This is a genomic window from Haloactinomyces albus, from assembly GCF_031458135.1.
GTDB lineage: Bacteria > Actinomycetota > Actinomycetes > Mycobacteriales > Pseudonocardiaceae > Haloactinomyces > Haloactinomyces albus.
In genome coordinates, this window is record NZ_JAVDXW010000001.1 from 4,015,794 (window position 1) to 4,035,986 (window position 20,193).

The window sequence follows — 20,193 nt, forward strand, 5'->3', positions numbered from 1 at the left end:
GTGGTGTGGTGGCTCAGAGGGATCCGAGTTCCTCGTCCAAAGCCTCGAAAAGCTCCTCGTCGGAAGCCACGTCGAGACTGTCGTCGACGTTCGAACGCTCGGTCAGATTGCGCAGGATCGTCTGGAGCCGCACCACCACGGAGCTACGCACTTCGTCTCCTGACGAGTGAGCCAGAACTTTCGTCTCCAGGCGGTCCAGGTCGGCGAGCAATGGTGCGGCGAGTTCCTTTTCGTCCGGGACCATCTCGCTCTGCAGGTGCTCGGTGATCGCGGTGATCGTCGGATAGTCGAAGATCAATGTGGCGGGCAGATGCAAGCCAGTCGCGGCGTTGAGCCGGTTGCGCAGTTCCACCGCGGTGAGCGAGTCGAAGCCCAGATCCTTCAGCGGCCGGTCATCTTCGATCCCGCTCGCGTCGGGATGGCGCAGCACCACCGCGACCTGCGTTCGGACCGTGTCGAGCACGAGTTCACGCATTTCGTCCTCGTTCAGCCCGGCCAGTCGGCGCTGTAGGCTCGGAACCTGTTCGAATTGCTCGTTCCGGGCATCGCCGACCAGCTCGCCGAGCACGGCGGGCAGGTTTCCGGATGCGTGCTTGCGTCGGTACGCGGCAAGGTTCAACCGTGCCGGGACCACGGCAGGTAATGCGGTGAGCAACGCAGCGTCGAAGAGCCTGAGCGCCTCGTTTGTGGGCATCAGGCCGATTCCCGAGTCGCTGGGCCGTGACGCCAAGTGCTTGTTTCCACCGTCCGCCCAGTAACCCCAGGCGAGACTGCTTGCCGGGTGCCCGTGAGCGTGGCGATGGTGAGCCAGGGCTTCGAAGAAGGTGTGCACGAAGGCGGCATCGAGTTGATCGGCTTCACCGAGGGAACCGGCGGCCGAGGAGTAGAGCACGAACGCGGCGAGGTCCAAACCGGCGGTGGCGTTGTGCAGATGCCAGGCCGTGCCGATCCCGGAGGACAGCGCATCGTCGAGCTCGTCGACCCCCGTCGACGACATCGGCGCGTGGCCGGAGGTTCCCATGGTGTGGATCACGGCGGTCAGCGGGTGCTGCGGGTCGACCGAGTCGACCAGCTCACGGACGGTCTGCGCATCACTCGTGTCGACCGCGGCGATGTTGACTTGTGCGCCGTGTTGTTCGAGAGCACGATGAAGGTCGTCTCCGACGGTGCCGCCGGGATCGGCCAGCAACAGGTGACGGACACCGTAGTGGGTGACCAGGTGATCGGCGGTCAACGCGCCCAGGGCATCACTGCCCATGGTGACCAGGACGGTCCCCTCCGGATCCAGGCCCTCGCTCTGCCCTGTCTCGGACATGGCGGTGCGCACCAGGCGGGGAACCCGGACAGTACCGCCGCGCAGGGCCAGCTGAGGTTCGGCACTGGCCGAGACACGTGCGATCAGCTCGGGCTCGGGGGGCTCGGACGTATCGAGGTCGAGCAGGGTGATCCGGCCCGGGTGCGTGTTCTGTTCGGTGTGGACCAGCCCCCAGACACTCGCAGCGGCCAGGTCGTCGTTCACCGCATCGTCCACGCCGGTGGACACCGCACCGCGCGTGACGACCACCAGTCGGCCATCCTCGTTCGCCGGTTCACCGAGGAAAGCCCGAACCTTTCCGAGAACGTCGTGGGAGACGCTCTTCGTGGCCTCGAGCACGTCCTCGTTTGCCGGAGCCTCCACCGAAATCACCTGCGGATCCGGTCCGTCCGGCTGTGCGGGGGAGGAAAACTCGATCCACTCTCGACACAGCAGCGAGTTCTGCCGCTTGGCGCGGGCGGCGGCGAGCTGGTCCGGAGTGACGGCGCGGACGGTGAGCGAGTCGATCTCAATTACCGGTGTGCCGTACTGATCGGTCAGCCGTAGGGAGATTGCGTCCTCCGCGACAGGCGCGGTGTATGCCCGGAGTTTTCCGTGCGCGGGACTTCCCAAGCGGACTCCGGACCAGGCGAATGGCATTCGTAGTTCCGAATGCTGCTCGCCTTCGGCCGGACCGTGGTAAAGGGCGGCCGGCAGGGCGCTGTCGAGGAGGGCTGGGTGGATGTGGTGGTTGGTGGTGTTGGTGTTTTCGGGGAGGGCGATTTCGGCGTAGGTGTTGTCGCCGTGGCGCCATGCGGCCCTCAGGTTCCGGTAGGTGGGGCCGTACGTGATGCCCAGGTGATCGAGCTGGTCGTATAGTTCGTCGACGTCGATCTGGGTGGCCTCCGGGGGCGGCCAAGTCCCCGTCGAACTTCTGTTGTCGCTGTCCGATTCGATCGGAGGTTCGGACAGTACTGCGGTGGCGTGTCGTGTCCAGTCGTTGGTGTTGGTGGTGCGGGTGTGCAGGGTGAGGGTGCGTTGGTGGGTGTTGGGGTGGGGTTCGCTGATGTGGAGTTGGAGTTGGAGGTTGGTGTCGGTGTCGAGGATGAGGGGGGATTCGAGGGTGAGTTCGTTGATGTGGGGGGTGTTGGTGTGGGTGGCGGCGTGGAGGGCGAGGTCGATGTAGGCGGTTCCGGGGAGGAGGACGGTGTTGAGGATGGCGTGTTCGGGGATCCAGGGTTGGGTTGTTTGGGTGAGTTGGCCGGTGAATAGCCAGCCTTGGTTGTTGGGGAGTTCGGTGGCTGTGCTGAGGAGTGGGTGGTTTGTTGGGGTGATGCCGAGGGTGGTGGGGTCGTTGGTGGTGGTTGGGGTGTGTAGCCAGTAGTGCTGGTGTTGGAAGGGGTAGGTGGGGAGTTCGATGTGGTGTGCGTGGGGGGTGAGGGTGGTCCAGGTGGGGCTGTGGCCGTGGAGGTGGGCTTGGGTGAGGGCGGTGGTGAATTGGGTGGGGGTGTGTTCGTGGCGGCGGAGTGTGCTGATGGTGGTGGCGGGGGTGTTTTCGAGGGTGTCGGTGAGGGGGGTGGTGAGGACGGGGTGGGGGCTGATTTCGATGAAGAGGGTGTGGCCGGTTTCGGTGAGGTTTTGGGCGGTGTCGTGGAAGTGGACGGTGTTGGCGAGGTTGTTGTACCAGTAGGTGGCGTCGAGGTGGGTGGTGTTGAGGTGGGTGCCGGTGACGGTGGAGTGGAAGGGGATGGTGGCTGGTTGGGGGGTGATGGGGGCGAGGTCGGTGAGGATGCGGTGGCGTGCGGGGGCGACGTGGGGGCTGTGGGAGGCGTAGTCCACGGCGATGGTGCGTGCGTGGATGTTGTCGGTGTTGCAGGTGGTGAGGAAGGTGGTGATTTGTTCGGTGGGGCCGGCGATGACGGTGGAGGTGGGGCTGTTGATGGCGGCGATGTGGAGGTCGGTGGTGTGGGGGGTTTGTAGGCGGGTGTGGATTTCGTGGGCGGGGAGGTTGATGGAGGCCATGCCGCCGGTGCCTGCCAGGGTGCGGATGGCTTGGGAGCGTAGGGCGATGATGCGGGCGGAGTCGTCCAGGGAGAGTGCGCCGGCGATGTGGGCGGCGGCGATTTCGCCTTGGGAGTGTCCGAGGACGGCGTCGGGTTCGATGCCGTGGGCGCGCCATAGGGTGGCGAGGCTGATCATCATGGCCCAGAGGGCGGGTTGGACGACGTCGACTCGGTCGAGGAGTTCGGCTCCGTGGTCGGTGGTGATGGTTTCGAGGAGGTCCCAGTCGGTGTGGGGGGCCAGGGCTTCGGCGCAGGCGTGGAGTTGTTGGGTGAATACGGGGGAGGTGTTGACGAGGTCGCGGGCCATGCCTGCCCATTGCGAGCCTTGGCCGGGGAAGACGAAGACTCGTTTTCCGGGGCGGCTGGTGTTGGGGATTTCGGTTTGGTGGAGGGCGGGGGAGGCTCCGCCGATGGCGAGTGTGCCGAGGGTGTCGATGCCGTGTTGGCGGTCGGTGGTGATGATGGCGGCGCGGTGTTCGAAGTGGGTGCGGGTGGTGGCCAGCGAGTAGGCGATATCGCGGGAGCTCAACTCCGGATGCTTGTCCAGGTGGGCACGTAGCCGTGTTGCCTGATCACGCAATCCTTGTGCTGTTTTGGCCGAGAGCAGCCAGGGCTGTGCTCCCGGGTCGACGGGGTCGTCGGATTCCGCGGCGGGCTTTTCGGGTTCGGGGGCCTGTTCGAGAATCACATGGGCATTCGTGCCCGAGATGCCGAACGACGATACCGATGATCGGCGCGGACGCCCGTCGGTGGCCCAGTCGTGGGGCTTCGTCAACAACGACACCGCACCGGATTCCCAGTCCACGTGGGGGCTGGGCGTTTCGGCATGCAGTGTCGGTGGCAGAACACCATGGCGCATCGCCTGCACCATCTTGATCACACCACTCACCCCGGCCGCTGCCTGCGTATGACCGATGTTCGACTTCACTGAGCCCAGCCACAGTGGCTGCTGCCGGGTGTGCTCGCGTCCGTACGTCGTCAACAGTGCCTGGGCTTCGATGGGGTCGCCGAGGGTGGTGCCGGTGCCGTGGGCCTCGACGGCGTCGATGTCGGCGGGGGTGAGTCCGGCGTTGGTCAGGGCTTGGCGGATGACTCGTTCTTGGGAGGGTCCGTTCGGTGCGGTGAGTCCGTTGCTGGCGCCGTCCTGGTTGACCGCCGAGCCACGCACCAGGCCCAGGATTTGGTGTCCGTTGGCTTGGGCTTCGGAGAGCCGTTCCAGTAGCAGCACCCCGACACCCTCGGCGAATCCTGTGCCGTCGGCCTCCGCCGAGAACGCCTTGCACCGACCATCTGCGGCGAGACCCCGCTGCCGGGCGAAGTCGACGAACAGATCGGGACTGGTGTTGACGGTGACACCGGCTGCGAGGGCCAGTGTGCAGTCGCCGTTGTTCAGTGCCTTGGCAGCCATGTGCAGCGCGACCAGCGACGACGAACACGCCGTGTCGACACTGACCGCAGGGCCTTCCAAACCGAAGGTGTAGGCGACCCGGCCCGAAGCGACACTGCCGGTGTTGCCGGTCAGGAGGTATCCCTCGACATCGTGGGCCCCGACACGAGTCGCGTCGGCAGTGCTCGGCCCGTAGTTCTGCGTGATGATGCCGGTGAACACGCCTGTGGGAGTGTTGCGCAGAGTGTGGGGAACGATTGCGGCGCGTTCGAACGCCTCCCAGCTCGTCTCCAACAGGAGCCGCTGCTGCGGATCCATGGCGAGCGCTTCACGCGGGGAAATCCCGAAGAAGGCCGGATCGAAGTCGCCCGCATTGTTCAGAAACCCACCGGTGGTGGTGTAGGTGGTTCCCGTTCGGTCGGGATCGGGGTGATGCAGATGGGAGAGATCCCAGCCACGATCGGTGGGGAACGGGCCCATCGCGTCCTGCCCGGCGAGCAGCATGTCCCACATGTCCTCGGGCGAGTTCACATCACCCGGATACCGGCAGGCCATGCCGACGATCGCGATCGGATCGTCGGCATCGGCCGTGCTCGTCGTCGCCTGGACGGCTTCGGGGGCAGGAGCGCTGTCGAGCACCAGCTCGGTTCGTATGTGGTTGGCGAGTGCGGTGAGGGTGGGGTGGTCGAAGATCAGCGTGGCAGGCAGGCGGAGTCCGGTGGCGGTGTTGAGCCGGTTGCGCAGTTCCACCGCTGTCAGGGAATCGAAGCCGAGATCGTTGAAGGCTTGGTCGGGAGAGATGGCTGTCGAGGATTCGTGTCCCAGGACAGCGGCCACCTGTTCGGCGAGCAGTGTGAGTAGCGCGTCCTGCCGTTCCGATTCGGGCAGCTCGGAGAGTCGCTGCAGCAGCGAGGCCTTCTCGGCGGTAGCCGGTTTCGGCTTGGTGTGGTGTTGGTTGGTGGGTTGGTGGGGGGCGAGGTTGGTGAGGATGGTGGGGAGGGTGTTGGTGTTGGCTTGGTGGCGTAGTTGTTGGCGGTCGAGGTGGCTGGCGAAGAGGTAGGGCTGGTTGTGGTGGAGGGCGGTGTCGAAGAGGGTGAGGCCGTCGTGGTTGGTCAGGGGGGTGAGGCCGGAGCGGCGTATGCGGGTGATGTCGTGGGTGCGGAGTCCTTCGGTGAGGGTGCTGCTTTCGGTCCAGAGGCCCCAGGCGAGGCTGGTGGCGGGGAGTCCGTGGGTGTGGCGGTGGTGGGCGAGGGCGTCGAGGAAGGTGTTGGCGGCGGCGTAGTTGGCTTGGCCGGGGTTGCCGAGGGTGCCGGTGGCTGAGGAGTAGAGGATGAAGGCGGCGAGGTCGTGGTCGGTGGTGGCGGTGTGGAGGTTCCAGGCTGCGTCGACTTTGGGGGTGAGGGTGGTGTGGAGTTGGGTGGGGGTCATGGTGGTGAGGACGGTGTCGTCGAGGACGCCGGCGGTGTGGATGATGGCGGTGAGGGGGTGTGTGGTGGGGATGGTGTGGATGAGTTGGTGGGTGGTGTGGGGGTCGCTGAGGTCGGCGGCGGTGATGGTGACGTGGGCGCCGAGTTGTTCGAGGTCGTGTTGGAGTTGGGTGGCGCCGGGGGCGTGGGGGCCGCGGCGGCTGGTGAGGTGGAGGTGGGTGATGTCGTGGTGGGTGACCAGGTGGTGGGCGATGAGTGCGCCCAGGGTGCCGGTGCCACCGGTGATCAACACCGTGCCCGCGGGATCCAACTGGGTGGGAATGGTGAGGGTGTGCTTGCCGATGTTGCGTCCCCGCTGCAGGTGTCGGAACGCTTCCGGCGCGTGCCGAATATCGGTGGCGTGCAGCGACAGCGGAGTGAGGATTCCCTGCTCGAACAGGTCGCGCAGCTCGGTCAGCATCTCCTGGTGCCGGTTCGGGTCCGCCTCCACCAGATCGAATGCGCGGTAGTACACGCCGGGGTGGTGTTCACCGACCTCGTCGACATCCCGAATGTCCGTCTTGCCCATTTCGATGAAGCGCCCGCCACCAGGTGGCAGCAGACGCAGTGATGCGTCGACGAACTCGTTGGCCAGGGAGTTGAGCACGACGTCGATCCCGCCGGAGATGTCGAACCGGTTCTCGAAGTCCAGTGTGCGGGAATTGGCGACGTGTTCGTCGTCCAGGCCTGCGGTGCGCAGGATGTGCCACTTGCCCGGACTGGCGGTGGCGAAGATTTCCATCCCCCAGTGACGGGCAAGCTGGCACGCGGCCTGACCGACACCGCCGGCAGCCGCGTGGATCAGAATCTTCTCACCCGCTCGAACATCGGCCAGGTCCCGGAGCCCGTAGTAGGCCGTCAGGAAGACCACCGGAATCGCGGCCGCTTGGGCATAGGTCCAGCCGGTGGGCATGCGAACCAGCCAGCGATGGTCGACGACGGCGGTAGGAGCGGCAGCGCTGCTGACCAGTCCCATTACCTTGTCGCCGGGAGCGAGGGACGTGACGTCCGGAGCCGTTTCCAGAACGACGCCGGCGGCCTCGCTCCCGATGGTTCCGTGCCCGGGGTAGACACCCAGAACGATCAGGACGTCCCGGAAGTTGACTCCGGTGGCGCGGACCGCGATGCGGACCTGGCCGGGGTCCAGGGGCCGGGCGGCGTCCGAGTACTCCTCCAGAGTGAGGTTGTCGATCGTGCCAGGAGCGGTGAAGTCCAGGCGCCACGGACCCTCGTCGGGTGGTGTCAGCGTACCGGTCTTGGCTTCACTCAGCCGGGGGACGTACAGGGTTTCGGAACGCAGGGCGAGCTGTGGCTCGTTGGCGGCCAGTGCCCGTGCGACCAGCTGAGCGTCGGGCTCGGAATCGTCCTGAGGATCGAGGTCGAGCAGGGTGATCCGGTCGGGATGCTCGGATTGGGCGGTGCGGATCAGTCCCCACACCGCGGAGGCAGGCAGATCGGTGATCTTGTCGCCGATGTCGGTGGACACCGCGCCACGAGTGGTGATCACGAGCTGGGTGTCTTCGAGAGCGGGTTCAGCGAGGAATGCTTGAACGAACTCCATGAGCTGAGCGACCAGGGTGTGCGTTGTCCCCGGTAGGTCCTCGCCGTGGGGAGCCTGTGCGACCGCCACCAACGTTTCGGGAGTCGCGTCACCGACGGCCGCAAGGTCGAGCCCGGGGAGCGTGAGCACGTCCGGCTCTGCGGTGGTCCCGCCGGGATCCGGCAGGGAGTTCCAGCTGATCTGGTACCCGTTGCTGCCGCCACTACGGGTGCTGGCGAGTTGGGCGGGGTCGATGGAGCGCAGGGTGAGCGATTCGGCGGTGCCGACGAGGCTGCCTTCGGGATCGGCGAGTGCAATCCGGCAGGTGTCGTCGGCAGTGGTGGTGATGCGTACTCGGAGCTCGGTGGCTCGGTCGGTGTGCAGGTTGATTCCGGACCAGGTGAATGGGAGTCGTATTTTGTTTTCGTGGGTGTTGAGGACGAGTGGGTGTAGGGCGCTGTCGAGGAGGGCTGGGTGGATGTGGTGGTTGGTGGTGTTGGTGTTTTCGGGGAGGGCGATTTCGGCGTAGGTGTTGTTGCCGTGGCGCCATGCTTTGCGTAGTCCTTGGAAGTGTGGGCCGTATTCGTATCCGTGTTCGTTTAGTTGGTTGTAGAGGCCGTCCAGGTTGAGGGGTGTTGCTTCGGTGGGGGGCCAGTGGGTGGCCCAGTGTGTGTCTGGGGTTTTTGGGGTGGGGTTTGTGGTCAGGGTGGCGGTGGCGTGTCGTGTCCAGTCGTTGGTGTTGGTGGTGCGGGTGTGCAGGGTGAGGGTGCGTTGGTGGGTGTTGGGGTGGGGTTCGCTGATGTGGAGTTGGAGTTGGAGGTTGGTGTCGGTGTCGAGGATGAGGGGGGATTCGAGGGTGAGTTCGTTGATGTGGGGGGTGTTGGTGTGGGTGGCGGCGTGGAGGGCGAGGTCGATGTAGGCGGTTCCGGGGAGGAGGACGGTGTTGAGGATGGCGTGTTCGGGGATCCAGGGTTGGGTTGTTTGGGTGAGTTGGCCGGTGAATAGCCAGCCTTGGTTGTTGGGGAGTTCGGTGGCTGTGCTGAGGAGTGGGTGGTTTGTTGGGGTGATGCCGAGGGTGGTGGGGTCGTTGGTGGTGGTTGGGGTGTGTAGCCAGTAGTGCTGGTGTTGGAAGGGGTAGGTGGGGAGTTCGATGTGGTGTGCGTGGGGGGTGAGGGTGGTCCAGGTGGGGCTGTGGCCGTGGAGGTGGGCTTGGGTGAGGGCGGTGGTGAATTGGGTGGGGGTGTGTTCGTGGCGGCGGAGTGTGCTGATGGTGGTGGCGGGGGTGTTTTCGAGGGTGTCGGTGAGGGGGGTGGTGAGGACGGGGTGGGGGCTGATTTCGATGAAGAGGGTGTGGCCGGTTTCGGTGAGGTTTTGGGCGGTGTCGTGGAAGTGGACGGTGTTGGCGAGGTTGTTGTACCAGTAGGTGGCGTCGAGGTGGGTGGTGTTGAGGTGGGTGCCGGTGACGGTGGAGTGGAAGGGGATGGTGGCTGGTTGGGGGGTGATGGGGGCGAGGTCGGTGAGGATGCGGTGGCGTGCGGGGGCGACGTGGGGGCTGTGGGAGGCGTAGTCCACGGCGATGGTGCGTGCGTGGATGTTGTCGGTGTTGCAGGTGGTGAGGAAGGTGGTGATTTGTTCGGTGGGGCCGGCGATGACGGTGGAGGTGGGGCTGTTGATGGCGGCGATGTGGAGGTCGGTGGTGTGGGGGGTTTGTAGGCGGGTGTGGATTTCGTGGGCGGGGAGGTTGATGGAGGCCATGCCGCCGGTGCCTGCCAGGGTGCGGATGGCTTGGGAGCGTAGGGCGATGATGCGGGCGGAGTCGTCCAGGGAGAGTGCGCCGGCGATGTGGGCGGCGGCGATTTCGCCTTGGGAGTGTCCGAGGACGGCGTCGGGTTCGATGCCGTGGGCGCGCCATAGGGTGGCGAGGCTGATCATCATGGCCCAGAGGGCGGGTTGGACGACGTCGACTCGGTCGAGGAGTTCGGCTCCGTGGTCGGTGGTGATGGTTTCGAGGAGGTCCCAGTCGGTGTGGGGGGCCAGGGCTTCGGCGCAGGCGTGGAGTTGTTGGGTGAATACGGGGGAGGTGTTGACGAGGTCGCGGGCCATGCCTGCCCATTGCGAGCCTTGGCCGGGGAAGACGAAGACTCGTTTTCCGGGGCGGCTGGTGTTGGGGATTTCGGTTTGGTGGAGGGCGGGGGAGGCTCCGCCGATGGCGAGTGTGCCGAGGGTGTCGATGCCGTGTTGGCGGTCGGTGGTGATGATGGCGGCGCGGTGTTCGAAGTGGGTGCGGGTGGTGGCCAGCGAGTAGGCGATATCGCGGGAGCTCAACTCCGGATGCTTGTCCAGGTGGGCACGTAGCCGTGTTGCCTGATCACGCAATCCTTGTGCTGTTTTGGCCGAGAGCAGCCAGGGCAGGGCGGTGTCGGTGGGGGTGTTGTCGTTGTTGGGGGTGTTGTCGTCGGTGGGGGTGGGGGCTTGTTCGAGGATGATGTGGGCGTTGGTGCCGGAGATGCCGAAGGAGGAGATGGCGGCGCGGCGGGGTTGGTCGTGGTGGGTGGTCCAGGGTTGGGGTTGGGTGAGGAGGGCGAGGTTGCTGGTGTGCCAGTCGATGTGGGGGGTGGGTTGGTGGGCGTGGAGGGTTTGGGGGAGTGTGCGGTGGCGGAGGGCTTGGATCATTTTGATGATCCCGCCGACGCCGGCGGCGGCTTGGGTGTGGCCGATGTTGGATTTCAGGGAGCCGAGCCAGAGGGGGTGTTGGGGGGTGTGGTGGTGGCCGTAGGTGGCTTGGAGGGCTTGGGCTTCGATGGGGTCGCCGAGGGTGGTGCCGGTGCCGTGGGCTTCGACGGCGTCGATGTCGGCGGGGGTGAGTCCGGCGTTGGTCAGGGCTTGGCGGATGACTCGTTCTTGGGAGGGCCCGTTCGGTGCGGTCAACTGGCTACTCGTGCCGTCCTGGTTGACCGCCGAGCCACGCACCACCGCCAACACTCGGTGGTTGTTCTCCACGGCCTTGGACAAACGCTCGAGGACCAGCACCCCGACACCCTCGGCCCAGCCGGTGCCGTCGGCCTCCGCCGAGAACGCCTTGCACCGACCGTCTGCGGCGAGACCCCGCTGCCGGGCGAATCCCACGAAGGTCGACGGCGTGGCCATCACCGTCACCCCGCCCGCCAGAGCGAGGGAGCACTCGTCGTTGCGAAGTGCACCCATTGCCAGATGCAGGGACACCAGCGAGGAGGAGCACGCCGTGTCCACCGTCACCGCAGGGCCTTCCAGGCCGAGGGTGTAGGCGACCCGGCCCGAAGCGACACTGGCTGCGCTGCCGGTTACCAGCGGGCCTTCGTACTCCTCGGGAGTCGCGGCCTGCGTACTTGTCACGCGCGTTCCGTAGTCGCTGTACATGACTCCGCTGAACACGCCCGTGGACGAACCCCGCATACTGTTCGGGTCGATGCCCGCGTTCTCCAGCGCTTCCCACGAAGTTTCCAGGAGCTGCCGCTGCTGCGGATCGGTTGCCACCGCTTCACGCGGGGAAATCCCGAAAAAACCGGCGTCGAACTCGGCCGCCTCGTGTAGGAAACCGCCCTCGTGTGCGTACGAGGTTCCCGGCACGTCGGGATCCGGGTCGAACAACTTCTCCAGGTTCCACCCACGATCCGAGGGGAATCCCGAGATGCCCTCCTCGCCGGAGGCGACCAGATCCCACAAGTCCTCCGCTGAGGACACTCCACCCGGGTACCGGCAGGCCATTCCCACCACGGCGATCGGTTCACCGATGCTGTCGCTGAGCTGCTGGTATCGCTCCCGCAACCGCTCGTTTTCCAGCAGCGACTTCCGCAACGCCTCGACGAGTTCTCCGGAGGATTCAGTCATGACTAGTTCCAATACCTCTTGTAATCTCAGGAGTCGTTCTGTGAAAAGGCCATCTTGATGAGTGCGTCGACGTCCGCGGACGCGATTTGCCCGCTCCGTTCCGCAACGTGCTGATTATCCGACTCTTCGGTTTGCTCGGCGAGTTTCATCAGCGGTTCCAGCAGCCCGGACTCTCGAATCCGTTCGACCGGAATAGTGGCGATCGTGGTGCGGACCTTCTCGTCGTCCGCACTTTCCTCTGCCGTATCACCGGTGGTGGGGGCGCACAATTCCGTTGCCAGGTAGTCGGACATGGCGTCCGCCGTCGGATAGTTGAGTGCGAACGTACTGGGCAGGCGGAGTCCGGTGGCGGTGTTGAGCCGGTTGCGCAGTTCCACCGCTGTCAGGGAATCGAAACCCATCTCCATCAGACCCTGGCTCACGTCGATGGTGTTGGGGTCGGGGAGGGCGAGGACGGCGGCGATGTGGGTTTGCAGGGTGGTGCGGAGGAGTTCGTGTTGGGCGGTGGGGTCGAGTTCGGCGAGTTGTTCGGTGAGGGTGCGGGAGTTGGAAGCGGTGTGCGGCTTGGTGTGGTGTTGGTTGGTGGGTTGGTGGGGGGCGAGGTTGGTGAGGATGGTGGGGAGGGTGTTGGTGTTGGCTTGGTGGCGTAGTTGTTGGCGGTCGAGGTGGCTGGCGAAGAGGTAGGGCTGGTTGTGGTGGAGGGCGGTGTCGAAGAGGGTGAGGCCGTCGTGGTTGGTCAGGGGGGTGAGGCCGGAGCGGCGTATGCGGGTGATGTCGTGGGTGCGGAGTCCTTCGGTGAGGGTGCTGCTTTCGGTCCAGAGGCCCCAGGCGAGGCTGGTGGCGGGGAGTCCGTGGGTGTGGCGGTGGTGGGCGAGGGCGTCGAGGAAGGTGTTGGCGGCGGCGTAGTTGGCTTGGCCGGGGTTGCCGAGGGTGCCGGTGGCTGAGGAGTAGAGGATGAAGGCGGCGAGGTCGTGGTCGGTGGTGGCGGTGTGGAGGTTCCAGGCTGCGTCGACTTTGGGGGTGAGGGTGGTGTGGAGTTGGGTGGGGGTCATGGTGGTGAGGACGGTGTCGTCGAGGACGCCGGCGGTGTGGATGATGGCGGTGAGGGGGTGTGTGGTGGGGATGGTGTGGATGAGTTGGTGGGTGGTGTGGGGGTCGCTGAGGTCGGCGGCGGTGATGGTGACGTGGGCGCCGAGTTGTTCGAGGTCGTGTTGGAGTTGGGTGGCGCCGGGGGCGTGGGGGCCGCGGCGGCTGGTGAGGTGGAGGTGGGTGATGTCGTGGTGGGTGACCAGGTGGTGGGCGATGAGTGCGCCCAGGGTGCCGGTGCCACCGGTGATCAACACCGTGCCCGCGGGATCCAGTTCCGTGCCCCCGACATCCCCCGACCGCACGACGGCACGACTCAGTCGCGGGGCGTGCAGGGTTTTCCCGCGTTGGGCGAGCTGTGGCTCACTCGTGGCGAGTGCTCGGGAGACGACTTCGGGAGCAGGCCTCCCATCCTCGTTCGGATCGAGGTCCAGGATGGTGATCCGCTCCGGATGTTCGAGCTGTGCGCTGCGGACGAGGCCCCAGAGCGTGCTCGCGGGAAGGTTGGTGACCGCGTCATTGACGCCAGTGCTGACCGCTCCACGGGTGGTGACGACGAGGTGGGTTTCGTCGAAGGTCGATTCGGTCAGGAAGATCTGAACGAGTTCCATGGCCTGCCGGGCCATGGTGTGCGCGGTGGTGGGAGTCTCCTCGTCCTGGGCATCGGGGGCGGGCGCGACCAGTGTGTGGGGGACCGCGTCACCGAGAGCCGCGGGGTCGAGGCTGAGCCCGGTGAGCACTTGTACGTCCGGGGTGCCGGTGGTGGGCGGTTCCTGCAGGGTGGTCCAGTCGAGTTTGTAGCCGTTGTCGCCGGTGCGGTGGAGCCGCTCGAGTTGCCCCGGATTGATGGTTCGTAGGGTGAGCGTGGTTTCGGCTACCGGGCTGCCTCGGTCCGTGGTGAGCTGCAGAGAGGCTTGCCCATTGTCGAGTCCGCGCAGCCGTGCTCGCAGGTGAGTGCTGCGGGTGTCGTGCAGCGTGGGTCGGGACCATGCGAAGGGAAGTTGGACATCGCTGTCCTCGGTGTCCAATAGGAGTGGGTGCAGCGCGCTGTCGAGGAGAGCCGGGTGGATGTGGTAGCCGGTGTTGTCGGTGTCCTCGGGCAGGGAGATCTCGGCGTAGATGTCTCTGCCGTGACGCCACGCCTTGTGGAGACCTCGGAAGCTGGGCCCGTACTCGTAGCCGTGTCCGAGCAGACGTTCGTAGAACCCGCCGAGCTCGACCGGTTCCGCTTGTTCCGGCGGCCAGTTGATGGCCCAGTCGGTGTCGGGCGTGTGCTCGGGTGCGGTGGGCGCGAGGATGGCGGTGGCGTGCAGTGTCCACTCGTCGGCTGCGTCGGTGTCCGGGGAAGTCCGGGTGTGCAGGGTGAGGGTGCGGTGGCCGGTTCCGGAGTCCGCTTCGCCTATGTGCAGCCGGAGGGACAGCGCCGTGTCCTGGGAAAGAGCCAGTGGAGTGTGCAGGGTTAGTTCGTCGATGTGGGGGGTGTCGGTGTGCTCGGCGGCGTGGGAGGCGAGCTCGAGGTAGGCGGTTCCGGGAATGAGCACGGTGTCCAGGACCGCGTGCTCGGGGATCCAGGGTTGAGTCGTCTGGGTGAGTCGGCCGGTGAACAGCCAACCTCGGTCGTCGGGCAGTTGCATGGTGGCTGCCAGCAGCGGGTGCTGTGCCGGGAGGGCTCCCAGAGATGTGGGGTCACCGTCGTTGACGGGTGTATCCAGCCAGTGGCGCTGGTGCTGGAAGGCGTAGGTCGGTAGCTCCACGGGGCGGGCGTGCGGAATCACGACGTCCCAGTCCGGACGGTGCCCGTCCAGGAACATCCGCAGCACGGAGGTGAGGAAGGTGCTGACTTCGGGGCGCTCGGCGCGCATGGCCGCTGCCAGGAGCGGCTCCGTGGCCCCGGTCGTGGTGTCAGCCAGAGTGGCGTCGGCCATCGGGGTCAGGACGCTGTCCGGCCCGATCTCCAGGTAAGTGGTCGTACCTCGCTCGGCGAGGGTGGTGATGCCATCGGCGAACCGTACGGGTCGGCGAATGTGGTGCGCCCAGTACTCGGGGTCGGTCGGTTCTCCTGGCTCGGCGAACCGTCCGGTCACGTTGGAGACGAGCGGAGTCCGTGGCTCGTGTAACTCTACTTCGGACAGAGCTTGTCCGAATCGCTCAACGGCGGAATCCATGTGTGGGGAGTGGAAAGCGTGGCTGACGTTCAGCCTCCGCGCTTTGCGCCCTTGGTCGGTAAAATGGGCTCCCACGGATTCTGCGATGTCGGCGTCACCGGACACGACCACCGCTTCGGGCGCATTGACGGCTGCGATCGTCACCCTTCCCGCGTGCTCCTCGAGTGCGGCGAGCACCTCGGATTCCCCGGCCGCAATGGCGACCATTGCTCCGTCGTCCCGGGCGGCCTGCATCGTCTGCCCGCGCGCGGCGATCAGAGTGACCGCATCGGTAAGGGAGAGCACTCCCGCGACGTGTGCGGCGGTGATTTCGCCGATCGAGTGGCCGATGACAGCGTCGGGAACCAGGCCGTGGTCCTCGTAGAGCCGGTAAAGCGCACATTCGATGGTGAACAGGGCAGCCTGCGTGTATACGGTCCGGTCGAGCAGATCGGCTTCCGCGCTCCCGCTGTCGGCGAACATCACCGCCCGCAACGGAGTCTCGAGGTGGGCGTCGAATCGTGTGCAGATCTCGTCGACGGTCTCGGCGAACACCGGAAAAGTGGCGTGGAGTTCGCGTCCCATCCCGACTCGCTGGGATCCCTGGCCGGAGAACACGAACGCCAGACCACCGCGAGATCGCCGGATGTTGCCTTGCAGCACCTCCGGTAGCTGGGCATTGTCGCTCAGTGCCTCGAGTCCGGTGAGGGCTTGTTGGCGGTCGGTGGCGATGATGGCGGCGCGGTGTTCGAAGTGGGTGCGGGTGGTGGCCAGCGAGTAGGCGATGTCGCGGAGGTGGAGGTGGGGGTTGTGGCGGAGGAATGTGGCCAGTCGGTGGGCTTGGTGGTGGAGAGCGGTTTCGTTTTTGGCGGAGAGGACGAGGGGGAGTTCGGTGGGGGTGTTGTCGTTGTTGGGGGTGTTGTCGTCGGTGGGGGTGGGGGCTTGTTCGAGGATGATGTGGGCGTTGGTGCCGGAGATGCCGAAGGAGGAGATGGCGGCGCGGCGGGGTTGGTCGTGGTGGGTGGTCCAGGGTTGGGGTTGGGTGAGGAGGGCGAGGTTGCTGGTGTGCCAGTCGATGTGGGGGGTGGGTTGGTGGGCGTGGAGGGTTTGGGGGAGTGTGCGGTGGCGGAGGGCTTGGATCATTTTGATGATCCCGCCGACGCCGGCGGCGGCTTGGGTGTGGCCGATGTTGGATTTCAGGGAGCCGAGCCAGAGGGGGTGTTGGGGGGTGTGGTGGTGGCCGTAGGTGGCTTGGAGGGCTTGGGCTTCGATGGGGTCGCCGAGGGTGGTGCCGGTGCCGTGGGCTTCGACGGCGTCGATGTCGGCGGGGGTGAGTCTGGCGTTGGTCAGGGCTTGGCGGATGACTCGTTCTTGGGAGGGCCCGTTCGGTGCGGTGAGTCCGTTGCTGGCGCCGTCCTGGTTGACCGCCGAGCCACGTACCAGGCCCAGGATTTGGTGTCCGTTGGCTTGGGCTTCGGAGAGCCGTTCCAGTAGCAGCACCCCGACACCCTCGGCCCAGCCGGTGCCGTCGGCCTCCGCCGAGAACGCCTTGCACCGACCGTCCGGAGCCAGCCCCCCTTGCCGGGAGAATTCCACGAAGATACCAGGATTGGACATCACCGTGGTGCCGCACGCCAAGGCGAGCTTGCACTCGCCGCCGCGCAGGGCTTGCACCGCCATGTGCAGCGCGACCAGCGACGAGGAGCACGCCGTGTCCACCGTCACCGCAGGTCCTTCGAAACCGAAGGTGTAGGCGATCCGCCCCGAGGCGACACTGCCGGTGTTGCCGGTCAGCAAGTAGCCTTCGGAACCATTGGCGCGCTCGTGCATGCGTGGCCCGTAGTCCTGTGGCATCGCACCGACGAAGACGCCGACCTCCTGCTTGGGCAGCTCGTCCTGTGCCAGCCCCGCGTGCTCGAATGCCTCCCAGCTCGTCTCCAGCAGGAGCCGCTGCTGGGGGTCCATGGCGGCGGCCTCCCGTGGGCTGATGCCGAAGAACTGCGCGTCGAACAGGTCGGCCTCGTACAAGAAGCCGCCCTGGTTGACGTACGACTTCCCGATCTCGTCCCTGTCCAGGCTGTCCAGATTCCATCCCCGGTTGTCGGGGAAGCCGGAGATCGCGTCTCGGCCCTCGATGAGCAGTTGCCACAGATCCTCAGCCGAGCGCACCCCGCCCGGGTAACGGCAGGATGTGGCGACGATGGCTATCGGCTCGTCGACACCGGCTTCGACAGGCGCTCCGCCTGCGGGGCTCTTTTCCGCGCCGAAAAGCTCCGCCTCTATCCGTTCGGCCAGCGCGGTGAGCGTCGGACGAGCGTAGATCACGGTCGAGGGCAGATCGAGCCCCGTGACGGTGTTGAGACGGTCTCGGAGCTCCACTGCTCCGAGGGACTCCAGGCCCAGTTCCTTGAAGTTCAGGTCGACGTCGACTTCCTCCGGGGAGGTGTGGCCGAGAACGGCGGCGGCTTGGGCTGCGACCAGTTCCACCAGCGCATTCTGCCGAGCGGATCCGGAGAGCTCGCTCAGCCGCTTCCGCAGGCTCGCATCGGCGAGATCGGACTCCGGTTCGGACTCGGAGGGCGTGGCGGGGGAACTGTCGGCAGCGATGGGCTCTCCCGTGGTGGTCGGGGACTGCAGCCAGTAGTGCCGACGCTGAAACGCGTAGGTGGGGAGTTCGATGTGGTGTGCGTGGGGGGTGAGGGTGGTCCAGGTGGGGCTGTGGCCGTGGAGGTGGGCTTGGGTGAGGGCGGTGGTGAATTGGGTGGGGGTGTGTTCGTGGCGGCGGAGTGTGCTGATGGTGGTGGCGGGGGTGTTTTCGAGGGTGTCGGTGAGGGGGGTGGTGAGGACGGGGTGGGGGCTGATTTCGATGAAGAGGGTGTGGCCGGTTTCGGTGAGGTTTTGGGCGGTGTCGTGGAAGTGGACGGTGTTGGCGAGGTTGTTGTACCAGTAGGTGGCGTCGAGGTGGGTGGTGTTGAGGTGGGTGCCGGTGACGGTGGAGTGGAAGGGGATGGTGGCTGGTTGGGGGGTGATGGGGGCGAGGTCGGTGAGGATGCGGTGGCGTGCGGGGGCGACGTGGGGGCTGTGGGAGGCGTAGTCCACGGCGATGGTGCGTGCGTGGATGTTGTCGGTGTTGCAGGTGGTGAGGAAGGTGGTGATTTGTTCGGTGGGGCCGGCGATGACGGTGGAGGTGGGGCTGTTGATGGCGGCGATGTGGAGGTCGGTGGTGTGGGGGGTTTGTAGGCGGGTGTGGATTTCGTGGGCGGGGAGGTTGATGGAGGCCATGCCGCCGGTGCCTGCCAGGGTGCGGATGGCTTGGGAGCGTAGGGCGATGATGCGGGCGGAGTCGTCCAGGGAGAGTGCGCCGGCGATGTGGGCGGCGGCGATTTCGCCTTGGGAGTGTCCGAGGACGGCGTCGGGTTCGATGCCGTGGGCGCGCCATAGGGTGGCGAGGCTGATCATCATGGCCCAGAGGGCGGGTTGGACGACGTCGACTCGGTCGAGGAGTTCGGCTCCGTGGTCGGTGGTGATGGTTTCGAGGAGGTCCCAGTCGGTGTGGGGGGCCAGGGCTTCGGCGCAGGCGTGGAGTTGTTGGGTGAATACGGGGGAGGTGTTGACGAGGTCGCGGGCCATGCCTGCCCATTGCGAGCCTTGGCCGGGGAAGACGAAGACCTTCTTGCCCGTTTCGCTCCGAGTCGCCGTACCGGGGAGCAGAACGTCGGGGGACGGAGTGTTGGTGGCGAGCGCGTGCAGGCCTGCCAACCCGCGATCCCGGTCGGCGGCGACCACCGCCGCGCGCCGTGTGAAGTGGGTGCGGGTGGTGGCCAACGAGTAGGCCACGTCCCGGACGCTCAGGTCGGGCCGTTCTTCGAGATGGGAACGCAGTCGGGCAGCCTGAGCGGCCAACCCGCGCTTGGTCTTGGCCGACAGGACCCAGGGAAGCGCCGCGGTTTCGTCGTACTTCGGGTCCGTGTCCTCGGTGCCGCTCGGCACGGAAGGCGTCTTCGGGGCTTCGGCGAGTACGACATGGCAGTTGGTGCCGCCCATGCCGAACGAGGAAACCCCCGCGACGAGTCCCTGCTGCTCGTCCGGCCATTCGTCGAGTTGCCCGCAGACCCGCAGGCCCAGGGTGTCCAGGGGAATCTCCGGGTTGGGCGTTTCGAAGTTGAGGCTTGCCGGGAGTTGCCGGTGCGCGATGCTGAGAGCGGTCTTGAGGAACCCGGTGATACCGGCTGCGCCCTCCAGATGGCCGACATTCGTTTTCGCCGAACCGACCAGGAGTGGGGAGTCGGAGGTGCGGTGGTCACCGAGCACGTTCCCGAGCGCGGCCGCCTCGATCGGATCGCCGACGCGAGTGCCCGTGCCGTGCAGTTCGACGTACTGGACTTCGCCCGGATCCACTCCGGCCTGTTCGTAGGCTTCCCGCAGTACCTCTTCCTGACCTTCGCGGCCGGGCACCGTCAACCCGAAGGTGGCACCGTCGTTGTTGACCGCGCTGCCCAGGATCGTGCACAGTACCGGATTACCGTCCCGGAGCGCGTGGGAAAGGGGTTTGAGCACCACGGTTGCCGCACCCTCTCCCCGGACGTAGCCGTTGGCGCGGGCGTCGAAAGTGAAGCAACGTCCGTCCGGGGAGAGTCCACCGAATCTGGCGGACCGCACCGTGCTTTCCGGAGCGAGGGTGAGGTTGACGCCGCCGACGATGGCAAGACTCGATTCACCCCGGTGGAGGCTCTCGCAGCCGTTGTGCACCGCGACGAGCGAGGACGATTGTCCCGTGTCGATCACCATGCTGGGTCCGCGCAGGCCGAGAGCGTAGGAGACCCGGTTGGCGATGATACCGCGGTGTGAGCCGATGATCGAATGCTGGTTCAATTCCCGGTCGTCGAGTCTGCTCGACAGTATCGAGTAGTCGTCCCAGATGGAACCGACGAACACGGCTGTGCGAGTGCCCTCGAGGTCGCCAGGACATATCCGGGCGTTCTCGAGGGCACTCCAGGCGAGCTCGAGAATGATCCGCTGCTGCGGGTCCATGGAAGCGGCTTCTCGGGGAGAGATTCCGAAAAACGATGCGTCGAAATGGCCGACATTTTCGAGGAAACCACCGAAGTATGGGTCGTCCTCATCGGATTCCCACCGGTTCTCGGGTGGTTCCGTGATCGTGTCGACACCGTCTCGAAGCAGCTTCCAGAAATCATCGGGGTTCGAAGCCCGCGGTAACCGGCATGACGTCCCGATGACTGCAATGGGCTCCTTGTGTCCCGCCTCGCGCTTTTCGCTCATCGCCCTTCCTCGGTCGGCCCTCGTGTCGAGGTGGTTGTCCTGGTGTCCAGGAAAAGGATCGTTGTT

2 protein-coding genes are annotated in these 20,193 nt (G+C 66.0%); both read right to left on the reverse strand.

All coding sequences use genetic code 11. The annotated features are described in order from the left end of the window. Positions 1-13: 13 nt before the first annotated feature. Positions 14-11,617 (reverse strand): SDR family NAD(P)-dependent oxidoreductase, encoded by an 11,604-nt coding sequence (locus JOF55_RS19110; protein WP_310276124.1) that lies wholly within the window; start codon positions 11,615-11,617, stop codon positions 14-16. A 26-nt stretch (positions 11,618-11,643) separates the two neighbouring features. Beyond that, positions 11,644-20,127 carry a type I polyketide synthase gene (locus JOF55_RS19115; RefSeq protein WP_310276126.1) on the reverse strand — a complete coding sequence of 2,828 codons (8,484 nt, stop codon included), beginning with the start codon at positions 20,125-20,127 and terminating at the stop codon, positions 11,644-11,646. Between the last annotated feature and the right edge of the window lie 66 nt (positions 20,128-20,193).